At 36.8% G+C, this 25,210-nt stretch carries 27 protein-coding genes; 9 read left to right on the top strand and 18 right to left on the bottom strand.

What is annotated here, in order from left to right; genetic code table 11:
* Window positions 1–37: 37 nt before the first annotated feature.
* A complete protein-coding gene (locus WNY98_RS00250) occupies window positions 38–2,227 on the bottom strand; it encodes an EAL domain-containing protein (RefSeq protein WP_342876812.1) in 2,190 nt (729 codons plus the stop codon).
* 111 nt (window positions 2,228–2,338) lie between these two features.
* Here WNY98_RS00250 and WNY98_RS00245 point away from each other — a divergent pair, with 111 nt between their 5' ends.
* Both WNY98_RS00245 and WNY98_RS00240 read left to right on the top strand, forming a co-directional pair.
* Entirely contained in the window at window positions 2,339–2,920 is a 582-nt protein-coding gene (locus tag WNY98_RS00245; protein ID WP_024606362.1) for an SRPBCC family protein, read from the top strand.
* Window positions 2,889–3,776: a TIGR03899 family protein gene (locus WNY98_RS00240; protein WP_024606363.1), complete on the top strand. Its 888-nt coding sequence runs from the start codon at window positions 2,889–2,891 to the stop codon at window positions 3,774–3,776. Before WNY98_RS00245 ends, WNY98_RS00240 begins: the two co-directional genes overlap by 32 nt.
* A gap of 33 nt (window positions 3,777–3,809) precedes the next feature.
* Here the strand turns inward: WNY98_RS00240 and WNY98_RS00235 are convergent, their stop codons facing one another.
* The 7 genes from WNY98_RS00235 to dusA form a co-directional block, all read right to left on the bottom strand.
* Window positions 3,810–4,580 (bottom strand): TIGR04219 family outer membrane beta-barrel protein, encoded by a 771-nt coding sequence (locus WNY98_RS00235; protein ID WP_002957929.1) that lies wholly within the window; start codon window positions 4,578–4,580, stop codon window positions 3,810–3,812.
* 3 nt (window positions 4,581–4,583) lie between these two features.
* Window positions 4,584–5,570, bottom strand: coding sequence for a DUF2333 family protein (locus WNY98_RS00230; protein ID WP_024603343.1), 987 nt, complete (start codon window positions 5,568–5,570; stop codon window positions 4,584–4,586).
* 8 nt (window positions 5,571–5,578) lie between these two features.
* Window positions 5,579–6,091: a copper chaperone PCu(A)C gene (locus WNY98_RS00225; protein WP_342876811.1), complete on the bottom strand. Its 513-nt coding sequence runs from the start codon at window positions 6,089–6,091 to the stop codon at window positions 5,579–5,581.
* 76 nt (window positions 6,092–6,167) lie between these two features.
* Window positions 6,168–6,494, bottom strand: coding sequence for a hypothetical protein (locus WNY98_RS00220; protein WP_002957925.1), 327 nt, complete (start codon window positions 6,492–6,494; stop codon window positions 6,168–6,170).
* A 172-nt stretch (window positions 6,495–6,666) separates the two neighbouring features.
* Window positions 6,667–6,873, bottom strand: coding sequence for a PspC domain-containing protein (locus WNY98_RS00215; RefSeq protein ID WP_342876810.1), 207 nt, complete (start codon window positions 6,871–6,873; stop codon window positions 6,667–6,669).
* A 10-nt stretch (window positions 6,874–6,883) separates the two neighbouring features.
* Complete coding sequence (locus tag WNY98_RS00210) at window positions 6,884–7,564, bottom strand: PspA/IM30 family protein (protein ID WP_342876809.1); 681 nt, start codon at window positions 7,562–7,564, stop codon at window positions 6,884–6,886.
* Window positions 7,565–7,808: 244 nt separating this feature from the next.
* Entirely contained in the window at window positions 7,809–8,783 is a 975-nt protein-coding gene (dusA, locus tag WNY98_RS00205; RefSeq protein ID WP_342876808.1) for a tRNA dihydrouridine(20/20a) synthase DusA, read from the bottom strand.
* Window positions 8,784–8,914: 131 nt separating this feature from the next.
* On the opposite strand from dusA, the gene WNY98_RS00200 reads away from it, so the two are divergent.
* On the top strand, window positions 8,915–10,003 hold the full coding sequence (locus tag WNY98_RS00200; protein ID WP_342876807.1) for a site-specific integrase: 1,089 nt from the start codon (window positions 8,915–8,917) through the stop codon (window positions 10,001–10,003).
* 66 nt (window positions 10,004–10,069) lie between these two features.
* Window positions 10,070–11,236, top strand: coding sequence for a tyrosine-type recombinase/integrase (locus WNY98_RS00195; RefSeq protein WP_342876806.1), 1,167 nt, complete (start codon window positions 10,070–10,072; stop codon window positions 11,234–11,236).
* A 318-nt stretch (window positions 11,237–11,554) separates the two neighbouring features.
* On the opposite strand, the gene WNY98_RS00190 is transcribed toward WNY98_RS00195, so the two are convergent.
* From WNY98_RS00190 to WNY98_RS00170, 5 genes are all read right to left on the bottom strand, one after another.
* Window positions 11,555–12,448: a hypothetical protein gene (locus WNY98_RS00190; RefSeq protein ID WP_007583931.1), complete on the bottom strand. Its 894-nt coding sequence runs from the start codon at window positions 12,446–12,448 to the stop codon at window positions 11,555–11,557.
* A gap of 93 nt (window positions 12,449–12,541) precedes the next feature.
* Window positions 12,542–13,132, bottom strand: coding sequence for a hypothetical protein (locus tag WNY98_RS00185; RefSeq protein ID WP_342876805.1), 591 nt, complete (start codon window positions 13,130–13,132; stop codon window positions 12,542–12,544).
* Window positions 13,132–13,740, bottom strand: a complete 609-nt coding sequence (locus tag WNY98_RS00180) for an AHH domain-containing protein (RefSeq protein ID WP_104644256.1) — start codon at window positions 13,738–13,740, stop codon at window positions 13,132–13,134. The genes WNY98_RS00185 and WNY98_RS00180 overlap by 1 nt, the downstream gene beginning before the upstream one ends.
* Window positions 13,741–13,841: 101 nt before the next feature.
* Window positions 13,842–14,576, bottom strand: a complete 735-nt coding sequence (locus WNY98_RS00175; RefSeq protein ID WP_342876804.1) for an endonuclease — start codon at window positions 14,574–14,576, stop codon at window positions 13,842–13,844.
* A 136-nt stretch (window positions 14,577–14,712) separates the two neighbouring features.
* Complete coding sequence (locus WNY98_RS00170) at window positions 14,713–15,222, bottom strand: hypothetical protein (protein WP_342876803.1); 510 nt, start codon at window positions 15,220–15,222, stop codon at window positions 14,713–14,715.
* Between the two features lie 230 nt (window positions 15,223–15,452).
* Here WNY98_RS00170 and umuD point away from each other — a divergent pair, with 230 nt between their 5' ends.
* Together umuD and WNY98_RS00160 are read left to right on the top strand one after the other, a co-directional pair.
* Complete coding sequence (gene umuD, locus WNY98_RS00165) at window positions 15,453–15,869, top strand: translesion error-prone DNA polymerase V autoproteolytic subunit (protein ID WP_007583926.1); 417 nt, start codon at window positions 15,453–15,455, stop codon at window positions 15,867–15,869.
* On the top strand, window positions 15,854–17,113 hold the full coding sequence (locus WNY98_RS00160; RefSeq protein ID WP_342876802.1) for a Y-family DNA polymerase: 1,260 nt from the start codon (window positions 15,854–15,856) through the stop codon (window positions 17,111–17,113). The genes umuD and WNY98_RS00160 overlap by 16 nt, the downstream gene beginning before the upstream one ends.
* Before the next feature lie 194 nt (window positions 17,114–17,307).
* On the opposite strand, the gene WNY98_RS00155 is transcribed toward WNY98_RS00160, so the two are convergent.
* Complete coding sequence (locus WNY98_RS00155; RefSeq protein ID WP_342876801.1) at window positions 17,308–17,580, bottom strand: hypothetical protein; 273 nt, start codon at window positions 17,578–17,580, stop codon at window positions 17,308–17,310.
* Window positions 17,581–17,806: 226 nt separating this feature from the next.
* Complete coding sequence (locus tag WNY98_RS00150; RefSeq protein ID WP_342876800.1) at window positions 17,807–19,051, bottom strand: GTPase; 1,245 nt, start codon at window positions 19,049–19,051, stop codon at window positions 17,807–17,809.
* Window positions 19,052–19,657: 606 nt separating this feature from the next.
* Between WNY98_RS00150 and WNY98_RS00145 the strand changes: the two genes are divergently transcribed.
* Window positions 19,658–21,313: a sigma 54-interacting transcriptional regulator gene (locus WNY98_RS00145; protein WP_342876799.1), complete on the top strand. Its 1,656-nt coding sequence runs from the start codon at window positions 19,658–19,660 to the stop codon at window positions 21,311–21,313.
* A 459-nt stretch (window positions 21,314–21,772) separates the two neighbouring features.
* Window positions 21,773–22,267: a HEPN domain-containing protein gene (locus tag WNY98_RS00140; RefSeq protein ID WP_342876798.1), complete on the top strand. Its 495-nt coding sequence runs from the start codon at window positions 21,773–21,775 to the stop codon at window positions 22,265–22,267.
* 885 nt (window positions 22,268–23,152) lie between these two features.
* Here WNY98_RS00140 and WNY98_RS00135 read toward each other — a convergent pair.
* The 3 genes from WNY98_RS00135 to WNY98_RS00125 form a co-directional block, all read right to left on the bottom strand.
* Window positions 23,153–23,560: a MerC family mercury resistance protein gene (locus WNY98_RS00135; RefSeq protein ID WP_342876797.1), complete on the bottom strand. Its 408-nt coding sequence runs from the start codon at window positions 23,558–23,560 to the stop codon at window positions 23,153–23,155.
* A gap of 102 nt (window positions 23,561–23,662) precedes the next feature.
* Entirely contained in the window at window positions 23,663–24,040 is a 378-nt protein-coding gene (locus tag WNY98_RS00130) for a MerR family transcriptional regulator (RefSeq protein ID WP_004588890.1), read from the bottom strand.
* A 42-nt stretch (window positions 24,041–24,082) separates the two neighbouring features.
* Window positions 24,083–24,472 carry a Cd(II)/Pb(II)-responsive transcriptional regulator gene (locus WNY98_RS00125; protein ID WP_004588889.1) on the bottom strand — a complete coding sequence of 130 codons (390 nt, stop codon included), beginning with the start codon at window positions 24,470–24,472 and terminating at the stop codon, window positions 24,083–24,085.
* 77 nt (window positions 24,473–24,549) lie between these two features.
* Here WNY98_RS00125 and WNY98_RS00120 point away from each other — a divergent pair, with 77 nt between their 5' ends.
* On the top strand, window positions 24,550–25,164 hold the full coding sequence (locus WNY98_RS00120) for a cation transporter (RefSeq protein WP_004588888.1): 615 nt from the start codon (window positions 24,550–24,552) through the stop codon (window positions 25,162–25,164).
* The last annotated feature ends 46 nt before the right edge of the window (window positions 25,165–25,210 follow it).

Raw genomic sequence — 25,210 nt, 5'->3', positions numbered from 1 at the left:
AAATCGTTCATTAGCTTAAATAATAAGTTAATCTTTTTTAGCGTTTATTTATAAATTCTATCAATTCATGCTCAGGCATGGGTTTAGCATACATAAAACCTTGTACCTCATCACAGCCTAAGTTTTTTAAGAACTGAGCTTGTTCTTGTGTTTCAACGCCTTCAGCAATCGTTTTTAAACCCAACTTAGCACCAAGAGAAATAACTAAGGCAGCAATAGCGCCAGTGTCATCATTTGGCAGATCCTTAATAAATGCACGATCTATTTTCAACCTATCCAAGGGTAAACTTTGTATATAACTAAGCGATGAAAAGCCAGTCCCAAAGTCATCAATAGCAACCTCAATCCCTAACTTTTGAAGCTCTCTAAGTGTATTAATAACAGTTTCGAGTTCATCCATTACTACGCTTTCTGTGACTTCTAACTCTATGTTTTTTGGCTTAACACCATATTTTAATAATGTATTTTTAACGTTTTGAGCATAACCTTTTACTTTAAACTGCGGAACAGACACATTAACCGCAATACAAATTTCGGTACCCATATTTTCTAGGCGCTTTTGTTGTTGGCAAGCTTGCTCTAAAACCCACTGCCCTATATCAACAATCAAGCCCGCATCTTCTGCAAGTGGAACAAATACCGCTGGCGATATATACGACCCATTACCGGTGGGCCACCTAAGTAATGCCTCACACCCAATTAAAGACAAGTCTCCTAATGAAAGTTGAGGTTGGTACCATACCTCTAACTTGTTTCGAGCAAAATCATGGCGTAATTGTCTAATAATTCCTATGCGCCAAGCCATTTTATCTTGCATGTCGATATTGTAATAAACGCCTTCTTTATGCTTTGCTTTTTTAGCTTGGTCAAGTGCAATATAAGCAACTTTAAGTGTATCAATCCCGCTACTTTGAAAGTCTTGCTGTTGGCATAAACCCAATCTAAAATCGATAGGCAATGTATGCTCTTCTGCGCAAAATGGAACACCTAACTGCTCATTCAATTTTTTTAAGTCGAGTTCATCACGGCGAATAATAAAACCAAAAACATCAGCACCAATACGAGATAGTAACTTAGCTGTTGGGTAGTTTTCTTTTAACCTTTGCACAATGCCAATTAATACTTTATTGCCGACCTCTTGCCCTAAGCCATTATTAATATCTGCAAAATTAACTATATCAAGTAGTACAAATACATAATCATTCACGTGCGGCTTTTGATAACGCTCTACCCGTTCAATAAAATTGGTACGATTTGAAATACCTGTAAGCACATCTTTATAAGCTGCATCTCTTAACTTTACAAACAGCCTTATATTATCCAGGGCAACACTCACATTTGTTAAGAAGATTTCAGCAAACTGCAATTGTGCTTGCAAAGGAACATGGTCACATTCTATATATAAAGCCGCTTTTCTATGCTTACTTTTTAATACAAATGTTGCACTTGAGTCTGTATGTTGATGCTTTAATAAATCAAAACACAACTCAACTTGTTTAAATACTTTGCTATCAACATTAATTAATTTTTCACCAAAGTAGTCTTCGTAATGCCCACAACCACCTAATACTTGAATAAAGTCATCGCCGTCTAATTTGCTGCACACAAGCCCTCGAGGTGAACACTTTAAAATAATACTCATGTGCTTGATGATTTCTTTGCATAGTTGCTTAATATCAGTAAGCCCTAAAATAGACTTTGATGCAGAAACAATCGTGTTCATTGCATCACTTTGATATTCAAGCTGGCATACCTGCTCGTAAGAGCGAATAGCGGTTATGAGCGATGTTACTAATTTAGAGCGAGTGAGTTCTGTTTTAGTTTTATAATCATTTATATCGTATTCACGTATTACTTTTTCTTCTGGTATATTACCAGCTTGCCCTGTTCTTAAAATAATTCTCACATGTTGATTATTTAATTCGTCACGCACCCTTTTTACAACCTGCAAGCCAGCATCGTCAGTTTCCATAATAACGTCTAAAAAAATAACTGAAATATCGTTATTTTCAGCTAAAATCTCTATTGCTTCAGCTCCCGAATAGGCATCATGAAATCGCAAGCCTGCCCCCAAAAACTCAACCCCAGACAAAGCTAACTTTGTTACAGAGTGGATCTCAGGTTCGTCATCAACAATTAAAATATCCCAAAACTTAGTCGGCTCAATTACTGCATCATCTTCATAGTCTTGTTCAAAAAATAAAAAATCGTTTTGATCTGACGACATTCGCTCTCCTAGGTAGCAATTTATAAATTATTTTTGGTTTATAATCTAATTCATACTATAGTCGATTAATAAAAAGTTGTTGTATTTCAACTCAAAAAACTAATAAAAGGTGTGCTTATTAAACCATTAAAAATATTGATCAAAGGCGTACTGTTATTGCTATTGGTATTAGTACTGGTAGGGCTAATACTTCCTCAAAGTTATAGTGTAAATAAAACAATAGAAATCAATGCAAATATTGACGCAGTAAAACCGCTTATTACTGACTTTAATCAATGGCAAAAATGGTCTCCATGGGAAAAAGTAGACCCAAGTATACGTTTTACCTTGGGCGAACCTAGCTCTGGCCTAGGTGCTCATCAGTCTTGGAAAGGAAAATGGGGGTATGGTGAAATGATCATAACTTCGGTGAATCAAAATAAGGTCAGCTTTAATATACTTTTAAATGCTGAGCATATTATTAGGGGGACTTTTAATTTTAGTGAGCAAAACGGTATCGTCACTTTAATATGTAAGATTAACGGACAAACAACCGCCCCTTTAATATCGGGTTACACCGCAATTTTGAGCGAATATGTGCTCCGTAATACAGTTTCAATGGGGTTAAATAACCTTAAAACTGTTGCTCAGCTTAGTCATTCACAAAGGACAATGCACAGCCATGACAGTCAAGACAGCACAAGCGAGAATTAACCTTGCTAACATTATCGAATCCTTACTTGGTTACCCTATAACAAAAATAGGCAGTAACGGAGTACTGCCTACCCCCGAACAAAATTACGATATTAAAGGCCAAGTTAAGCCGCTTTATCATATCAACAGTGAAAACTCTGTTTTAGCTCGTGCCCAAAAGCGCCAAGATTTATTACTAATAAAACAACAACAAAATATAGAGTCAATTTTAGCAATGGCTATGGGGTTTTGCCCCGATGTAGCAAGTACTAAACAACCCGATGCTGACTGGGTAGAGCATTTTATCGCACTGTGCGAGGATACTTCAAATGCGTCAATGCAAACTTTATGGGCCAAAATTTTAACGGGAGAAACACTCAACCCTGGTACGTTTTCAATTAAAAGCCTGCAAACGTTAAAGCATATGACACAGCGAGAAGCTGACTCTTTACAAAAATGTGTGTCGCTCTCAGGCTATAACGAAAAAGACGACAGCCACTTTATATTACTCGGCTTTTACAAAAAACCGTCATTGTTTGATTTGCTACGAAAAGGCAATAAAGTATCTTTAAATTTAGGAAAAACGGGTATTAGCTTTCCTGATATTTTAACGCTCATGGATCTTAATTTACTGTATAGAAAAGAAATTGAATCTGCAGTGCTTAAAGCGGGGCAAGAACTTACCCTTTCATTTTTATCGCAAAAAGTAACGTTAAAAGCAAAAAGTAGTGATTTGGTATTGAGCTATTATAAATTCACGCAAACAGGTGATGAGTTATCTAAACTCATTAATTTTCCTGTAAATAAAATTTATAAGCAGTTAATTAATAATGCGCTGGAGGGAGAGTTTGATTTAGCGTGGCACGCAATAAAATAATATGCCACGCTTTGTTTAATTAGAAAATACTAATTAAAAGTGAACCTGAATACCCGCAAATGGGCCAGATGCATCAATATCAGTCGTAATATCATCTACATCATCAAGTTCTAATACCATAGAGCGGTAACCTGCTTTAACAGCAACATCTACTGCTAGGTTATCAATAAGTTCCCACGCTACGCCTACTTGGTAATCTTGTACTTTGCTATCGTCAATAGCCAAAAAGCTACCTTCAAAAAATACACTTAAACCAGTAAATGGTAAGCCGGCTTCGGCACGGCCATATGCAAGAGGAACAAAACCAGAGAAATCTTTTGTTTCGGTAAAGTTAGTACCACCATTTTGAGTAGTACCATTTACAACAATATCACCATCAAACTGCTTAGCATTTAAACCTAAGTCAATTGAGATTAAATCGTTATCAAAAATCTCATAATAAAAAATGTAATCGATGTGTGTTAAATCACTTACCGTATTTACCGTAGAGCCTACAACATAATCAGAGCCATTAAAGCTAAATGTATCTGTAAGTAGCGCAGAACCATTTAACTCAAGCTCGGTATACTTTAATTTAATATTTGGAACTAATGGTACAGGGTGCTCAAGTGCCGCGTAGTAACTTACAAAAGTCTCATCTTCAAAATTAAAATCTTGAGATGCATTATTTTTATAAGAAAATTGACCATCGTTATCTGACTTCCACCCATCAACACCTACGTATAAACCTAGTAGAGTGTCAGCTTGCGCTGCTGGTGCTAAACATGCCATTGAAAGGGCTGCTGCTAAACAATACTTTTTCATTTTTTATCCTTGAGCTAGTAGTTCGCTGAGTTCGATTAAAGCCGCATTGGCTCTAGAAATATAATTTGCCATAACTAAAGAATGGTTTGCCACATAGCCAAAACCATTGCCGTTTAAAATAAGTGGGCTCCAAACTGTTTCTTGAGTGGCCTCAAGTTCACGTATGATTTGTTGTAAGCTTACACGTGCATTTTTCTTTTCAAGCACGTCATTAAAGTCATACTCTATCGCTTGTAAAAAATGCAGTAACGCCCAAGTAGCACCGCGCGACTCGTAAAACACATCGTCAATTTCTAACCATGGTGTTCTTACTTGCTGCTGCAGTGGCGCAAGAGTTGCTTGTTTATTAGATGAATTACCCGCTAAATCGGTGTTTACTTTTTCTTGGCCTACACTGGCACTTAAACGTTGGCTTAAGCTACCTAAACGTTTTTCAGCTTCTTTAAGCCAACTACGTAAGTTATCTGCTCGTGCGTAAAATTGGCTATCGCGCTCATGCTCATTAGCAATTTGTCCACGATATACCATTAAGTAGTCAATACCTTTTTGGTACTCACCTTCGGCACTTGGCCATGCCCATGCCTCAGAGCTTATATTAAACTGCGGCTGCGCCTTTTTAAGGGCTTCATGTTCCGTTGATTGTGATTGAGAACGGCTAAAATCTTTTCGCATAGAAAGCGATAAATCACGTACCATTTCTAGTGCGCCATATTCCCACGCTGGCATATCATCCATAATAATACTTGGTGGTATTACATCATTTGATAAGTAGCCACCCGGTTTATCTAGTAAGGTATTGGCTACCGTAATTAATGTAGAAGTAGTTACATAACCCGTTACTATTTTTTCATTACGAAGCTGCGCTTGCTCTTTCGCGTTTGCAACAACGTCAAAACGTGAAGGTTCTGTGCTCCAATAAACAGCAATTGCGTAAAAAATGATAAGCAGTAAAACAATTATTCCTGCTATTTTTCCTTTATGTTGCGACATGTGTACTCCTAATGATGAGCGTGTTGAGTAGATGGTTTTGACTGCTTAGCTTGCGCTTCAAGCGACACGACTTGAGCATTAGTAAATAAGCGATTACCGTCACTAAAATATAGTGTGAGTTTACGTTCTTGTCCTACTTTTAATGGCTCTTGTGGTTCAAATGCCATTAAATGATAACCGCCAGGCTGAAAGCTGACACTTTCGTGCGCCTTAATTTCAACCGATTCAACTTGTTGCATTTTCATCATGCCGTCTACATGTGAATGTTCGTGTATTTCAACACGCCCTAAGCCATCAATAGTTGCCTTAGTTAAAGTTGCTGCGGCTCCACTGTGATTAATAAGGGTTAAATAACCTACAGTTGAAGTACTGCTAGGTAAAAACTCTCTAACTTGCGCGTTAGTTACTTCGAGCACAGCCACATCAGAACCATGATCGTGCCCTGAGTGCGCCGCCAACGATGACGAAAAAAAACTAAATATTAATGCAGAAGCCATCGAAAAACATAGTTTCGTCATCATTCTTATCCTTATGAAAACTTTAAATTACAGGCTAAATTTAACATAGTTAACCTATAATAGTCAGTCAAATTAAGGATTAAGAGGCTACTTTTTTGTTATCGGCAACAAGCCAACACAACACTGCAACAAATAGTAACGGCCATGCAATCATTATAGATCCGAATAAAAGCGCTAAAACAGTCCCTGCTAATGCCACTACACCAGCACCAACTAATCCCATAGTAATTAAAGCCACTACCGCAACTACAGCAATAATTGCGGCCAAAGCACCTACAAGCTCGAGCCCAGCCCAACTAATGTCAGCAATCCATAACGGCAACTGCCAAGAATCAATCTGCACAAACGTTATTAAATCAGTAAACAGTAATAAATAGATAATTACACATACTGCCAAAGCTTTCATAGTAATTCTCCTTATACCAACCGGCTTATACATGAGGTCTATTTAACGATAAGAAAATTGCGCTATAACTAGGCAAAAATTTTTATACTTAGCTGTTCTAAATTAAAATTTTTAACAACGTTATAGGGTGATTTAATTCGTTAAATTGTTCAAATATTTATGCCTGTTGGTATTAATACTCTTTATTTTCAAGACAGCAATGCGCTATAAAATAGCCTAGTGCAACTGCAAACGGAAAACTCAAAAACAATAAAATAGTAACTACGCGTGTTGCCCATACCGGAAAATCTAATCGATGCGCCAAACCACTACATACACCTGATATTTTTTTATTTAACGAATCTTTATACCAACCACGTTGGCGATTAAAGCTGTTCATAATCTTCTCCTTAAGCAGTCTGTTTTAAATCAGTTTTTAAACTTGTTTTCAACTGAGCTAGCTCAGCATCTATTTTTTCATTTTTAACTAAGGCTTCAATTTGTGCAGCAGTCGTATTTGCAGAGTCGGTTAACTCATACGCTTCTATTTGCGCTTCAATACTTTCTACACGTTGCTCAACTTGCTCAAACCGAGATAATGCATTAGCTACTTTGTCGCTTTGTAACGTTGTACTTATCTTTTTTCTTGCAGCTGCTACATCATGGCGTTTAACTAATTGTGCTTGCTTCGTTTTAGCTTCTACTATTTTTTGCTGCAGACGCTCACAATCAACTTTAATTTTTGCGATAGACTCTTGCAAAGTTTCTAACTGAGTTTTCTTATTTACAATGCTTTCACTAACACGTTGCTTTTCAAGTAAAGCAGATTTAGCAAGGTTATCACTGCCTTTTTCAACCGCATGTTCAGCCTTAACTTGCCAAGCTGCTAATTCTGTTTTTTTAGTATCAATTTGACGATTAATTATTTTTTCTTCACACAATAAAGCAGCAGCTGTACTACGACACTCATTCAACGCATCTTGCATGTCGGTAAGCATTAGGTTTAAAAGTTTTTCAGGGTCTTCTGCTTTATCAAGCATAGCCACAATGTTTGATTGAATAACGTCATTTACGCGGTTAAATATTCCCATGGTATTCTCCTGTTGATTTTTGATTAATTTCAACAAGAAGATTCCAAGAGTTGTGCCAAGTCCATCAAAACAAAAATAAAACATTTAAAATCAAGGTGATAAATAATAAGACATCTAAATTTTAGTGACTTCAAGCTGAACAGCATAGAGTGTAATTGGCCAATAAATTATGATTTTGACTAATTTTTAGGATCAAAAAAGCCACTCGAAAGTGGCTTAAATTTAGAATTTTTAAAGCTTAGCTTTATTCTGGTACAAAGCTTAATGCTTTATCCATTACCGATAAATCAGCTTGCTTACCATGACCACTTTCAGAAAGGTGGCGCCTAAAGCCTCGTGCACCTGGTTGCCCCTGAAAAATACCGAGCATGTGACGTGCAATATGCCAAAAATTAGCCCCCAAACGCATTTCTTCTTCAATGTAACTGTACATTGAGCGCACTACGTCGTGGCGTGATTGTGTGTTTGCAGCATCACCATAAATTTTCTCATCAACGTCATTGAGCATAAATGGGTTACTGTAAGCTTCACGCCCAATCATTACACCATCGATATGTTGTAAATGTTCTAGGCTCTGCTCAATTGTTTTAACACCGCCATTTAAGCTTAAATCGAGTTGCGGATAATCTTTTTTAAGTTGATAAACACGTGGGTAATCAAGCGGTGGAACTTCACGATTTTCTTTTGGGCTTAAACCATTAAGCCATGCTTTACGAGCATGAATAATAAAGTCATCACACCCTACTTTATGGGACGCTTCAATTAGCGCACATAAAAACTCATACGAATCTTGCTCATCAATGCCAATGCGCGTTTTAACGGTAACAGGAATGTTTACTTCGTTTTTCATTGCTGCAACACAGTCCGCAACTAATTGAGGTTCAGCCATTAAACATGCGCCAAATCGACCATTTTGAACTCTGTCTGACGGGCAACCTACATTTAAATTTATTTCGTCATAACCACGCTCACCGGCTAATTTTGCACATTGCGCAAGCGCTTTAGGATCAGAGCCACCAAGCTGCAACGCCACTGGGCCTTCGTGTTTATTAAAATGTAAGTAGTCGCCTCGACCAAATAAGATAGCTCCTGTGGTTATCATTTCAGTATAAAGCACAGTATGTTTAGTCATTTTGCGATGAAAAGTACGACAATGGCGATCAGTCCAATCAAGCATGGGGGCCACAGAAAATCTGCGATCTACTTTACTTGCGACCATTACTCTGAACCCATTGATTTATAATGATTTATGTTAATTTTCAACAATTTTTTAACTCTCTAAAATTCTGACGATTTCTGGCTATTTCCGCTGATTTTTAACCCTCAGGAAGACAATAGGCAGACAAAACTATGGCTCATTATACCATCCGAAAACGATTTCGCGCAGATCAACCTGTATTTTGTGCGTCAGTTATTCAGAAAAATAAAGGAATAATTACTTTTTCAAAATCTAAAACACATTCATCTAAAACGGCTGCTGCTAAGTGGGCCAAAAACTTAGTCAGTCAATTAGAAATAAATGAAGCGATGAACCACCTAGGACTAAAAGAGATGACATTAGGAGATCTAATTAATGAGTATATGATAAGAAAAGAAAAATCGAACCGCCCTCTGGGTCGTACAGCTAGTTACGGCTATAAAACGATTATAAAATATCCTATTGCCGAGCTAGTTTCTTCTAAAATACAGAGCCACGATATTGTTCAATTTTGTTTACAACGCAAAAATTCAGAACATAATCCCTCCCCTGCAACAATCAGTATCGATGTAAGCTTAATAAGAAAAGTGCTTCGAATTGGTAAGTCGCTACTTGGCGTACACTGTAATCAACAATCTGTTATTGAAGCTTATCAAGCACTTTACGACCTCAGGCTTATAGGGAAATCAACTCCAAGAAACCGCAGATTAGAGTGTAACGAGTACAACAAACTACTGAATGAACTGGCTAAAAAGACAGAGCATCATTGCAACCAAATTCCTTACGTTAGTATTTTCAAGATTTCTTTGTTTACCTGCCTGCGAATATCAGAAGTCACTTCATTACGGTGGAGTGATCTCAATTTAGCAAGAAAGACAATATTAGTACGAGACCGTAAAAACCCAAACGGTTCCCGTGGCAACCATGATGAAATCCCACTTCTTGGTAATGCCATTGAAATACTTTTATTACAGCCTCGCACTTGCGATCTTATTTTTCCTTACAAAAGTCGTTCTATCACCGCTGGTTTCAGAAGAACATGTAAGAAAATTGGCATAAAAGGATTACGCTATCATGACCTCCGCCGAGAAGGAGCTTCTCGTTTAATTGAGGCTGGCTATAGTATCGAAGAAGTTGCCACGATAACAGGCCATAAGGATATGAATGTATTATGGCAAGTTTATACAAAAATAACGCCAGACCATCTCGTTGAAAAAGATATGCTCAATAAATCTAAGTAATAAAACACAAACTAAATACTCTCTCTTAACATGTTGTCGAATCTTAAAGCTTCGTTAGGAGAGAACATGAGTATCAAATCTTACAAATCAATCAGAACAGGTCTAACAACGTACAAAGCTGAAGTTGTCCGAAAAAAACAAGGTAAAATTATTGAAAGGCTTTATCGTACTTTTAATAGCTATGAAGAGGCAAAAACTTGGTATGACATGATCCGAGCTTTTTGGAACAATCAACTCTGGCTTAAAGGGTGTGTAATTGACTGCTCTACCATATTTGAGGCTGCTGAATACCTACTTAAATTGGCAGAACTAGGCGTTGTCGATTTAGGCAAGACTGAAAAGTCAAACCTCAAGATACTTGTAAAAGAGGGATCACCATTACGATATTTAATGCTTTATAACCTTAGTACAAGCTCTATCCTTAGATTTTGTCGTTGGCGAAGAGGCCCCAGTAAATCTGAGCCAAAAGTAAATCCGCAAACGGTTTACAGTAATTTAGCAACTTTAAAAACCCTGCTAAGGTTTTTAAAAACTGAGCTTCGTTTAAATGTTTGTCCAAGCTTACTAGAAGACACTGATCTTCAAATACAGCTAAAACGTGAAAAGTTAGCCATCAAGTCCGTTCCAAGGAACCGTCGTCCAGAAAAATGTGAGCTAAAAGCTATTTACAACAAATTGGCGGAGAAGGAAAAGTCTAAGCGTGTGCGAATCCCTTACACACTTATGCTTCTAATGGCAATTTGCACGGGACTCAGAATTAATGAGCTAGTTAATTTAATGGCTGAAGACATAAACTACACTGAAAAATTTGTTTATTTAAGAACATATAAAGGCTCTGGAGGACTAGCTAAGAAAAAAGATTGGGTAAAACAACCGTTAATCCGAGGGTCTTTTGAGTTACTCACAAGCTTTGTTGCGAGTCAAAATATTAGCGATGGGAAAATATTTGACTTTACTTCAGGAGGGGTTACCGCCGCGTTTCGACGAGTATTGCCAGAATTAAATATTGAGAATTTACGGTGGCACGACCTCCGCCGTGAAGCGGTTAGTCAACTAATTGAATTGCAGGTTAGTAAGCAAATTACAAAAGCGGTAAGTCGTCATATAAATAAAGACGCAGATGTCTTCGACACCCATTACTGTCAACCGAGTATGGAAGAAATACACAAACAAATTCCAGTGGACTTAGCTAAACACCCCAAAATGTCTTTTTTATCTGACCAGGTAACATAAAAAAGCCCATCTATATTGAATGGGCAAATGAAAACACTAACTAACAGAGAACTAGGCCGACTTAATGTCGGCCTTTTTATTTTGTTCTTTCTTCACGGAAAGCCTGGAAGTCCAGAGTGTAGTGGTCAATATAATTTGGCCACAGTTTTAGAATCTTGATATCTAACCTCAGATTCATTTGGCGCTAAACAACTTTAAAGTGTAGTTCTTAGGTGTGAATGACTATAATTCGCTCCAAGTTGAACTTCGTCAATGTGCCAAGCAGACTGTTAGATTTAATTGAGCCCTATTTATCGAATCGACAGAGTAGGCAAAAGCTTATTTTGTTAGTAAATTTGGAGCTATAAAAACACCATTAGCTGTTGGGTCTTCGCAAAGCATTTCTATATTAAGACCTAATACTTTCTTCAGCCTTCTGAACCATTCAATGTCGTCATTAGTTGGAGTGCTTCCACCAGAAACGATTATTAATTTATCCGAATCTTTTTTCGCTGCTGGATGTAATTTGTAGCGTAGAAGTTGACCTATAGCCTGCTCAATATTTTCTCTCGCAGAGCTTGTATATTTTAACTCCGCAATGATGCTGCAATCATCATGCGTGTATGTAACGTCTCTTCGAAAAGGACCATCACTATCTTGGCATTTAGCGTCAATATCGTGTTCTGCTTTTAGCCAGTTGACGAACCTTCTTTCCATCGCCGCTTCGTTTAACAAAATGTTTTTAAAAATAACGGCTTTCCGTTGAATACTCTGCACTTCCTCTTTATTGTCATAGGGAAAAGTATAGCTCTTAGGTTTTGTAAAATCAGTAAAGTTAAATTTATTTAAAATAAGATCTGTAACATGTTGTAACTTGATGAGGGATTCATCTTGAAAATCACTAGTGATGTCTAGGCTTTTGCCCTTTAGCTTGAATGCTAGGTAGCTCCCATGCACCCTCTCTAACTCTTCTACAAAGCGAGTAATGTGATCAATAGTTTCTAAAGGAACAAACCTAAGTCTTATATTAGGCTGAGTTTGAGGAGTAATTGAAATTCTGCCTGGTTTATTGTTTGAACCTAATACAATCTTTACAGGCGACTCTTTTCTCCAACTTACAGGCTTGCCCGAATAGTATTTTAAAAGATGGTGTAATACGCTTTGAGATGCATCTATGTGACTTTCATTTTCCTTAAACCACCTGCTAGCCTTCTCGGTTGTTGAATCCTTCATTAAGTGTCCCTTGTTATTAATTCATTTGATTATAGTGGTATAGATACATTAACTCTGAAGCATCGAGTCACGATTAATCTTTAGACACTGACGTTATACTGTTTCTATTTCATGGAAGTACAACCCTTTTATCCCATGTTCTTGAACGATGCTATATAAGCTATTTGTAGCGTCTGTAGTAAAGTATCGAAGCCCAGCTTCTCGTACCCTAAATAATTCAGGATTTTCAATCGCACTCTTCTCAAATACCATCCTTTTGAACTTTCTAATTCTACTCGGTTTACCATTTTTGATATTTCGAATGGAATACTCTTCACTAAGGGCTTTGTCAAAGCCTACAACATTAAATGCAAACCACTTCTCACCTTCTAAATTGCACTCCAGCAACTCAACGTTTTTACTAAAACCATTTAAAAATAAAGATGAATACTTAGGAGATACTACAATTGTTGAGGCGCCCAAACCGGCTATATCAGGTTTTTTTAAGTTTTGGTGAGCAGAACTAGGCTCTATCAACCAATCAACGCCCAACTCTCTCCAATTGTCTTTCATGCTTACACCATCGAACATTAACAACTGGCCCTCGGTCAATTGAATAGTTTGTTCGAACCCCGTTTCATTAAGTAAGAGAAACTCATCAGGCTCGACACTCACACTGTATACTTTATTAAATTTGTCTGTCATTAAGCATTACCTTGTGTCAATAATGTAGTAATTGGAAATGTGCCATCCGCAAGTTCTTCACCTATCTCTTTCAACGTTTCTATAATACCTTGTCGACCTAGGCCCTCTGCTATCGTTTCATTAAGTAAGAACTCAATATTAAAGTAATATTTGCCTGTATGAATTTTCGAATGAGGATAAGCATCTGGAAGGATATCCATTGGAACATGCTTTTGAAACCGAGGTAAGTAGACACCATTTGCTTCATGGTCAATATCAATACCGAACGCTGCTAATCTAAGCCTTGAACGGGCAGCACGCATATCATTCCAAGACACTATATGATGAGCTGCTGTATTCTTTGGTTTATTTCCGCGCCCAGCCTTCGCCATATTTGCGGCTAGCTTTTGAGCATGCTTTTTCATGTGCTCCCAACGTACATGGCGTGAATAGATTAAGTCATCAGCTGAGATAAAGCCCCGTTTATACTTAACCGAGTCTATAATCTCTCCACGATAATGTATGGAAAACGCATGGGCTTGGGCTTTAGCTAAACCACGGTCGCCCGTTACGAGAAATAAATCGTTTTCAATATCTTGAATAGTTACTTCATGTATTTCTTGACGCATAAAAACTCCTTTTAAATGTTGTTTCTAATATAGATATTTATACAGATATGTACAAGCTTGAAAGCTTTATTTGAATATGCAGCCACTTCAAGACAATATAGTTAGAGACCCATACTCTCACAGCGGCTTTTAACTACATCATTTTGGTTCTTTTGTAGCTTTGAAATCTTCTCAGCTCTGGTGCACTCCCAAGCATCAACAGGATACATTTTATCCCAAGCATTCATTAGCTGGCGTTGTGCTTTACTCATGTTGTATCGTTTATAGGTGTTTTCCATATACAAATAAGTACGTGCAATTTGCCCTCTAGCTATTTCAGGTGGCTCAGCTTTTCTCTCGTCAATTTTCATCGCACAACGTCCAAAATCGCTTTGAGCCGCTGGAAGCATGGTAAAGTTGTGGTTACTTCTGAGAGCATTAACAGCGCCAATAGCCGGATAAAGGTTAAACATATCAGCTTGCATAAAACGATATTCTGTATTTACCTTTTCCGCACATCGTCGACCTTTAAATGACTTACCCTTACTGTTAACACACTGCTTATGCCCATCTCGCCATTCGCTAAAAGTACGACCAAAGTTTTCTGCTGGAACAACGTGTTCCCATTCAATTTTTTTAGCTCGTTTGACGTACTTTGTTGTAGAAAAGCCCTCCGGCACGGTTACTTTTTTACTAGCGTCAAATGTCGCACCACAATAAAGTGTAATGCGGTGATTGTTATAAACCTGCTTTTCTAGAAGTCGTTTAGCTTTGCTAAATGAGTCGATTTCTTGATTTGCTGAAGAGGCAGCAGAGAAAATAAGTGCTGCTAACAGTGTAATTGTGGATGCTTTCATTATGATTCTTGATACCTATTTCGGTTTAAATATGCCACATACTATAACTGAGTTAATAAGCTAATTCTCATTTGTGGTGACTAACAATTTTAATTGTAGAACTAAGATATTGTGCTTATAAAGTTTAATCGGAAAGTTACTTCCCAGTCCATGTATTGTCATTTTGATATTGACCAGAGCAAGCGCTGTTATATGCAAATTGGCCCGTAGACTTATCTCGACAGCGCCAGACTAAGTTGTAGTTACCATCATAAAATTGGTCCCATGCATAACCAGAAGAATAGTTATTTGACCCGCCAGCTCCTGCCGCAGCAACAGCTAAAACGACGACACCTACCGCAACGACAGCAGCAACAACGCCTTGAGCGATTTCTTTTCTGTCTTGTGCAGCTAATATCTCACATTTGTATTGAGTGAGTGCTCTATATTTAACTTCTCTGTTAAGCGCGTAGATATAGTTCGCTTCATCAGTATTTTCGGCGGTGTAACTTTTAGCGAGGATATCTTTATCATTAAGGTAGTTTCGACACACTTGAGCATCTGTTAATTCAGAGTCACCTGCAATGATGGCGTGTCTAGAGGCTGAACAGCCAGTAATAACACTAAGTATTAGAAAGGATGCAATAGTGTTTTTAACTAAAGTCATTAGTAAATTATTCCATAATTAAAATAAGCTTTGAGTAAGCTCATAATTCCTTTGTGAAATTTTAACAAACCGAAGGTCATTTTACTAATTGTTATTAAAGGGGTTTTTAATCTTTAAGTCTAAAACATGCTTATACCAGCTCTAATTAAACTATCGTCTTCACAAAAAGAACCTTGGCATAATTTGAACCTTAAATTACACTGTATATATAAACAGTGCTTGAGGTGTGTATGTTCGTTATTCCAATTTTTATAGAAGCAGGCATTACCGGCTTTGAATCCCCTGCAGCAGAATATGTAGAGCTCGGTATTTCAATCGATGAACTAATCATTAAACACCCGAATGCTACTTTCATTGGTATAGCTTCTGGGCAATCCATGCAAGAAGTAGGAATATTCGATGGTGACTTATTAGTCATTGATAGAGCTGAGGATGTAAGTACCGGCGATATTATTGTTGCTAGTTATAACGGTTCGTTTGTTTGTAAAATCATAGATAAATCGAAACGCTTACTTATCTCTGCCTCTAAAGATTATAAGTCTGTTTATATTTCTAATGATGATGACTTTAAGCTCGAAGGCGTCGTTACTGCGAGCATCCGCCTACACAGAAATAAAGCTGAAGTGAATCGATGTTTGCCCTCGTAGATGCTGTGGCATTTTATGCCAGTGCGGAGAAGGTATTTGACCCATCCATTCGCTTTAAACCCGTTGTTGTTCTGACAAATAACGATGGGTGTATTTGTGCCATATGCCCTATTGCTAGAAAGCTTAATATCCCGAAATTTGAACCTTACTTCAAAATTAGACCTTATTTAGAGCAGCATAATGTCGTCGTGCGCTCTTCAAATTATGAACTCTACGCTGATTTAAGTGAGAGAATGATGACGGTCATTAATCGTTTTTGTGATGACCATTATGTTTATAGTATTGATGAGTCATTTTTACGTTTTACTGGTTTTTCTAAAATCATTGATGACTGGGCTGACTACGGACAGACAATACGACGAGCTGTATGGCGTGAGACAGGATTGCCTGTTGGTGTAGGCTTTGGCATTACGCCTACGTTAGCTAAAGCAGCCAACCATGCGGCAAAAAAACTCTCTGGTTATAACGGGGTTGCTGTTATTCACGATGATATCTCACGCCAGGAAGTCCTGATGCGTATGGATGTTACTGATGTTTGGGGTATTGGCTCTCGACTCGGTAGAAAACTTAAGGTAATGGGGATTAAAAGTGCATGGGATTTAGCGAATCAAAACCCAAAAGAAATGCGTCGTATGTTTAGCGTTGTTGTTGAGAGGACCGTAAGTGAACTCAATGGCATCGCCTGTTTAAGTTGGGACGAAGTAAAACAAAATAAAAAAGAAATCTACTCAACGAGAAGTTTCGGGGAAAGAGTAAGTGATTTAAATACATTAAAATCAGCCCTCATAACACACGCAGCAATTGTAGGCCGTAAACTTAGGAAACAACAATCATTAGCCAAACGACTCGTTATATTCGCAGCCAGCTCGCCACACGAAGACGTTTATTATAAGAAATCTTTGCTCTATGATTTTCCTATACCTACTTCAGATACCAGTGTTATAGCCAATGCTGTATCAGATGTTATTAATGATATTTTTAAACCTAATATACGCTTTTATCGCTGCGGTATTGGCGCAATAGAATTAGAAAGTGAGTTATTTCAACAAGCGGATATGTTTTCTGTGAGTAAAGATAACCCAGAAGTAATGGCGTGCTTGGATGCTATAAATAAACGTTATGGGGTTGGCACTTTATCTTTAGGAAGTGAAAAGCTCACAAAATCATGGAGCATGAAACGAGCTTTTTTATCGCCCCATTACACGACTCGTTGGACAGATATACCCATAATTAAATGCGATTAATTGACTCCCCAGCTTTCAATAGTTCAATTTTCGTGCTTTTTTTAATCTTTTATTTTATCTTGAGAGATTAATTAGGTTTTAATTTGAGCCTGAATTTTAGAATTACCGTATTGAAGTGCGTAGGAAATTTATAATAAAATTTTAAATGAGCTTCGTATACTTGATGTAAACAGAAGCTCAAACCATATTTGATATTATTTTACCAAGCTCCATTCACGTTTGCCGCACTTTGGACAATCGTACCTCTCAGATACCCATTTTGTTATCTGATCAGAAAATGCTAGCATCGCAACGCCCCCAGCCACTATTGCTATACAGATAGCAAGAGCAAAACCAGTACCAGCAAAAAGGTAAGCAATCCAAGCGTAACCTCCGAATCCAACCATACCTCCACCTAAAATTTTTAAGAAAAACTCTTTATTTGCTTCTTCTTCGAAATTACAACGTTTACATTTAATTTTTGGCATTTTTCAAACCTTTATATTTATAGAATTAAACTTGTTATTAGAAATGTATTTTTTAAAAAATAAATATGATCACAAAAACTCGCCAGCCTAAACTAATTAGGATGTTATTCTCTAAATTAGTTATCCAATTCAAGCCGACTACAGTAGTAAGCTAAATGTTGCCACGGAATAAAGTACGCTCATCAAACGAGTCTATGTATAGTCAAATTTATCTTAATAAAAATCTTTATAAATCGGTTGGTGGAGGGGTAAAGTTGCCACCGTCAACATCCTTTTCAGCATCTTCAATAGCTTTTTTAATCCAGTTATAAACTGATAAGCACCCAAATGTTTTATTTTGTAAACGAGTATCAGGGTCAAAAGAGGTATTTATCATTGGATGTCCTTCCAAACGCGATTTTGCTGCTTCTTCAAGTTCCAAGAAATCGGCTTGACTCCTAGCTAAATCTATCTTGTTTAAACATATTAAAATAGGCTTATTGAAAGTCTTAATTTTCTCCAAAATATCCATATCTACCTTAGATATGCCTCGATTAATATCAACAACCATAACAAAAACATCTGTGTGATGAAGAAGGTCATCAGTATACTTATTTACACGGCTTCTATAATCGTTAAATCCTGGATAATTTACTAGAACAGCATTACCTTTTTCATTTAGAGAGTAACTTAAAGCAGTTCCAGTAGATCCTGCTATGGGATTAATGTCAGTATCTAATCCGAAAACAGCTTTAACTAAAGAGTCTTTTCCTGAAGAGCCATCTCCTACTACACCTATAGTTATCTTATTAACTAAAATACTCCGTAAAAGAGCAATATGTATTACAGCTGGAACCGTTTTCCTATAAGCAGGCCCAGCAAGATCGATCGCTAACCAAAGGCCTGTAGCGATCCAACCTATAGGTCCTAGTAAGGTACCAACTGTTCTTGTAATCGCAGCATTAGTCGCGAAGCTTAGACCAGCTCCAAGCAAAGCTTTTGAAACCATATTAGCTACAATTACAGATATTTGATAAATATAAAAACCTCCATATTGGGACAGAAACCCTTGCAAAAAAGCTGTAGTAATAGGACCCGTAGGGATATTTCTCTCATTCAAACCAATTGATCGGAATATGGCTCTTTTTTCTTCATCAGTCATACGCGCAAGGGCGTCTTCAAACATTTTTAGAAGAATGATACTCTCATTTTTCTCTACTGAATTTCTTTCCAAAACATTAGCTTTTAGTTTCTTGCCAACATCAAATACCACTTCGCTATATTGAACCCCTTTACCTACACGAAAGAGAGTTGCAAAATCATTGCTTCCGAGCTTTCGAATAGTTCTAGCTATCGACTCTGACGTCTGACGCTCTTCACCTGCGCTATAATCTAAGACTCCTTCATCAAGCTTCAAATATTTCAGCAGTGGCTTTACATCATCTTTATTAACCAAGCTACGTTGTACTACATCTGTCAATGATAAATTCATTACATACTTCCTATTGAAATGGTTTACGCTTACTTAAGCTCTAAACGGTTTGTAAATAAACATAATTTTTACGTGAACGTAATATGAGAGTCACACAGGTTGTAAAAAGACTTCCAGTAAAGATGCACGCACTCAAAAAAGAATTAGAAATACTATTTGAAGAGTAGTTAGTTAAGGATCCCTTACTAGTAATTACCGTTTTACTAGTGCAAACCCAATCATCAGAGTAAGAATGAACGTTGATTACTATACCTCCTTCCTTTGCAAATTGACTCAGTCTATCGAACAAAACACTAGCTACCTCTTTAGATAACAAAAACTTACCTTTTACCCTTAGATGCAAAGCACCTACTAATTTCTCAATGTCATCAACATTATCTATATTGAAAGTCATAATTTTAATACCCTTAAATTCCACACAACCGCTGTGTTACTGGATATACAAAAGCTAAATTCATGCCAATTAAATAAAAAACAAAAAATAAATAAGCCATTGATTTAATTCAATAATAAAATATAAAATAAATGAAGAAAAAATGAAGAATTAATAAAAGTATAATATAATGCATTAGATAAACTCATTGAATGAAATTTATGGTAGGCAGCGTGAATGAAATTAAATATATATTTCTTGACGAAATATATAAAAATAAAATAAAACAGCTTAAAAACACCTGTTATATTTCATATGAAAGTGATACTGAAAAACTAGATAGATGCATAAATTGGAACTCTATTGAAATAGAAAGAAATCCTATGAAAGCATTAGTGGAAGCAGCAGATAAAATTCTATGGAGTATTGCCGTAAGTAAAGTTTTTGCTAGGGAGGAGACTGGTTATCTGGAACTTGATGGTAATGAAATTTATGCCGTAGCTATACAAGAAATTGCTCCCAGTGAGTTTCTAAATATAACTATCTCAAAGTCTATGGGAAACCGAGATACTCGTCTTTTAAATGATCTCATAAACGAAGCAAAAAAAATCTGCAATCTTAAAGTGGCATTCGTATTTCCAAGCAGTTGGTCTATTAGAGCAAAACCAAAAGTTAAAACATTCATAGATAAGCTTTCGAAAGACATCAATGAGCTACTTAATCATTTGCAACCGGACGGAAAACTGAAATGGGTATTTCTTTCTTTACCTGTAGAAGATGAAAGTACCAGCCCACTCTTTTCATTTATTGGGCAATTGCATAAAAACATGATATCAACATACGGTAAAAATAAAGGTAGCTGGAAAACCAAAAGTGGTACGATATTATTATCGGGTCCGACTGGATCTGGGAAATCATATGCCGCACGCTTGTTATCCTCTCATCAAATTAATCAACCGTTTGTAGAAATTAATCTTTCATCGATAAGTGAATCTTTGCTGGAGGCACGGATGAAAGGCTATGTTAAAGGTGCTTTCACAGATGCGAACAAAGAAGGACGTGCAGGCTGGTTTGAGGACGCAAACAATGGTGTATTATTCTTAGACGAATTCCAATCAGCACCCGTAACATTTCAGGCTCAATTACTTGATTTATTAAGCGCTGTTTCAGACAACATTCAGGTTGCTCGTATTGGCGATGATAGCAACCGAAAGTCCTTCAAGGTGAAAGTTGTGTTAGCTATTAACGAAAATATAAGCGCATTACTTCAACAAAACCGTCTACGCAAAGATATCCTTTACCGAATTCGTCATATAGAGTCATTTCCTTCTCTGAGTGAAAAACTTAAAGTAGATCATGAAAATAGATATTTAAGAAATCTTTTATCCACTTACCTATGGAAAAGTTTAGAAGCTGTTACCTTTGAAGAGATTCTAGAAGGAAAAATAGAAAAAATACTATCTTATTTTCCGACTCTTGAGAAAGATGCATTACTGGAACTACGTAGACATGAATGGGAAGGTAACTTTCGAGAGCTTGAAAGAGTTGCTTTTGACTTATTTGATGAACATAAAGAAAACCCTATGTCCATAATAACCTCAGAGAAGGTGAAGAATGTAATTAAATACTGGGAATCCCAAATTACAACTTCATCTTTAAACCCAAGTTTAATTACTAAAAATGATTCAGAAAAAGCAAAACTTAATGATATACAAAACGCATTAAGGTACTCGGATTTCATAATAAAAACAGCTTTAAATGGTGATTATCAATCATACTATCGCTCAAGACCACCACTTAAAAAATACTTAAATAAAAATAAGGACTTACTTGATCATGATATTTTGAACGATTCTCGAATGATTAAATTTATGAAAAACAATGTTTAATATTGATTATCTATCTGTTAATGGGAGACTAAACTTTTCAGTGAAAATTAAGTTTGACAGAGTAACTCAACATTCGCTCAAGTGGATTGCAGCGTTATGGCTAGTAAGTATTACGAAAAGTTAAAAACGGATAATGATGCGCTGAGCAAAGTATTTAATTTTATGCTCTAGGGCACTAGAAATTTACGAATATCAAGTACAGAATATTAGTTGGCTTAGATGAAAATTATCGCTAAATTAAGATTAACTGAAAACATACACACAGTAATGCAGATGTAACCTTGGAAAAAACATCTTTACTCAAAGAGGACCAACTCTGACATATGAAGAACTGATGTTCGAATGTAATAAACGATTATGCATAACAAGCTTACCCCACAAAATACTAACGGGCTAAGTTACAAACTTGTAACTAAAACATATCATTATGGTAAGATATTAGAATTTATTAGGAATATAATGCAAAAACATATTGGTAGGTTTAGTTATAATGCTAACGCTTCCTTATCGTATAAGCAATTGGCTGAATCAGATGAGAAGGTTGCAATACTGTTGTTTGAAGTTGGGTCTTATAGAGAATCTTGTTACCACATACTACAAGCAATGGAAAAATTAATTAGAGCAAAAATATTTACTTTAGTTGATGCGAATAATAAGTTTTTTAGGGACAAAAATAGAAGCCATTCGGTGGAGGATGCTGTTAGCTTTTTAATTGAAGTGGTTAGCTCGAATGAGACTATAAAATCTCAAGTTAATCAACAATTAAAGAAACATGTCTTAGGTATAACACGGTATAATTATCTGCATAATAATTTAAGATACCCAGTATTTTTTGAAAAACAAAATTCTTACTCTTTACTAGAAATAACAAAAGAAGATACAAGAGATTTACTTAACCGCCTCAATTTGCTTAAAGCCTTCATTCAAGACATTGATAGTATAGCTAACGTTTAGATACTAAATTATGCTTGAGTTTTTAGTATAAGATAAGTTATGAATGACTTAACTCTTCACAATCAACACGCTTTTCTTTTATGACTAGTATTATTTTAGTATGCAGAGGCATTAATAAAGCGAATGTGGACTTCCCTGCTTTCGCTAGGCAGTTCTTAATTCAGAGTATTAGCTTCCTCAAACTTAGCAGGTGAAACACCGCCTGTGTGTAAATAGCGCTTTTTTGGATTGTAAAAATCTCTATAAAATTAAATATCTCAGCTTTCGCATCTTCGTGACTCGAGTATACCTTACGCTTAATTATTCATTTTTTAATCGTAGTAAAAATGCTTTCAGCAACCGCATTATCATGACAGTTCCCAGCGCGGCTCATCGAAGGCACTAGATTATGTTCTTTTATAAATGCGAGATAGTCAGTGCTAGCGTATTGACTACCTTGATAACTATGCTCCATTACCTCAGCCTTCGGTTGACTTTGATATACAGCCATCTACAGTGCATTTATAAGAAGTTGCTTATCCATATCTTATCCATCGACCAACCCACAATACACATAGCTTTGAAGCCGATCGGATAGAGAGCGGACGATTCAAGAGAAGGTCAACGCAGTCTATCATCAGTTGAATTTTCTCGGATACTATCGTGATTCTAAAATGAAAAAAGATAGAAGATTTCGGCATCTTTTAGTGATATGACCCATGCAGGTGTTGCTTCATTTTGTCATTTGTATTTGTGTAGAAACGAAGATTTGGTAATGAAGGCTGCTGCGGCTTATGAATTCTTAGGCGTAAATACTAGAATATTGCACTACAAAGCTAATAAGCAAATATAGCCGTTCACTGATGCGTCGGCTGATTAGGGCGTTACCAATGGCCGCAATTGACACTAAACCGAACTTCGGCAAAGAGCGAAAAGCAGACATTGACCGTTAATCGTTTCAACGACGGCAATTAGCCATACGTTGCATGTTTGCTCCCTTACTGGTTTTACGATATCCAAAACCGACATAACGACCATTAAGCAAATACCAAAGTAAAATAGGTATGTGCTCCAATCATATAGCCAAAGAGGATAAAGCGTTAATAGCACTGCTACAGGCCCTAGAATGCTGAAGACAGCTCTGGTATGGTTTTTATTTTTGTGCCAGTTGTATAAGTTTACCAATAGTTCCAAAGATGCAAAAATAGGTAAAAGCGTATTTACAGCTATTCCTTCGAAGTGAGAGAAGAAGCCTAGTCCTAATGCCGATGCAAGTGACCTTAATGCAGGGAGGCAGGCCGTGCCGCTAGCCAAACGCCACTAGAGCCTACTCTGTCTAATATTTTATTTATCATTTGAAAGTCTATTGGTTGATATTACCATCATTCTAAACTCCGTATACAAGTACGGAGTCAATCATTTTAATGAGTCAATTATGGGGCAATGTGTTGGATCTTCGTTTTGCATACAGGTATTTGTCATACCCACAATTACTTTCTCTAAACGTTGAAGGTCATTAATTTTGTCTCGAATGATTGCTAACTTTTGTCGGTTTAATAGCTCAACTTGAGCGCAGTTGCTGTCCATAGACATTAGCGATTTTATTTCTCTTAACGTAAAGCCGAGCGCTTTGGCTTTTGTGATAAACCTAAGTTGTCCTGCTATTGATTCGTCATATTGTCTATAACCAGATATTGGTTTTTCAGGTTGTGTAATCAGTCCTTCTCGTTCATAAAAACGAATGGTTTCTACATTTAAATTTAATGATTGTGCTAATTTGCCAATGGTTTTCATTATTGCCTTTGTGAATACTACTAATCTAAAGTTATATTTAGTTCAACTATCTAATGACTTGATAATGCCACAGACTTCAATTGTACCGTCAGACCCGCAAGAGCTTGCCATTAGTTTTAACTCTTTTTTGAGTGCATTCAATTCCTTCATTCGTTGATTAACTAAAGTTAGTTGCCGATCAATTAATGCATTTACACTAGAGCAACTCTCCTCTGGCTTGTTTTTTAATTCAATGAGTCGCTTAATATCATTAAGCGGAATATCTAAACTTCGACAATGCTTTACGAACTCTAGCTCTTTAAATGCCTTATTAGAATACAACCTGAAATTCCCTTCAGTGCGATCAGGATCTGACAGCAAGCCCTCCTTTTCATAATATCGGATGGTTTGTACTGAATACCCCGATGTTTTCGATAACTCACCAATTTTCATAAAATTTCCAAATAAACTTGACCCTATAGTCACTATAGGATTTATAGTTAGAGCATACAAGTTAATCGGAGATGAAAATGAGCGATTGTGGGTGTGAAGTTGAGCTAAAAGATAACCAGCAAAAAACGGTGCTTTATTGGCTTCTGGCTATCAATGCCTCGATGTTTGTTTTTGAAATTGGCTTTGGTTGGTTATCAGAATCAACGGCTTTAATTGCAGATTCGTTAGACATGCTAGCGGATGCAATCGTCTATGCAATTGCACTATACGCGGTGGGAAAGTCAATCCAACATAAGGCTAATGCTGCTTTAGTGAGTGGCTATTTCCAACTGGGGTTAGGCGTGCTAATTCTAATGGATATTGCTAGAAGGCTGTATGGTGAAAGTGAGCCTCACTCTTGGTTTATGATTGGCGTAGGCATGGTTGCTTTAGTTGCAAATGTGATTTGTCTCATCCTTATTCGAAAGCACAACAACGATGAAGTACATATGAGAGCTAGCTGGATATTTTCAGCGAATGATGTAATTGCAAATCTTGGTGTCGTTATCGCAGGCATACTCGTTATGGTGCTGAAACAGCGTTGGCCTGATATCGTCATTGGTAGCATCATTTCAATGTTAATTCTTCGAGGCGCTTACCGAATACTAAGCGATGCTAAACAAGAATTAGCTGTTGCTGAGAAAACACGTTAAACACCAAATGAAGATAAACAATCAACCTTTGGTTGTTCAAAGTAAG

Source organism: Pseudoalteromonas sp. AS71, from assembly GCF_038900275.1.
Classification (GTDB): Bacteria; Pseudomonadota; Gammaproteobacteria; order Enterobacterales; family Alteromonadaceae; genus Pseudoalteromonas.
This window is presented reverse-complemented; position numbering and strand designations above follow the sequence as displayed.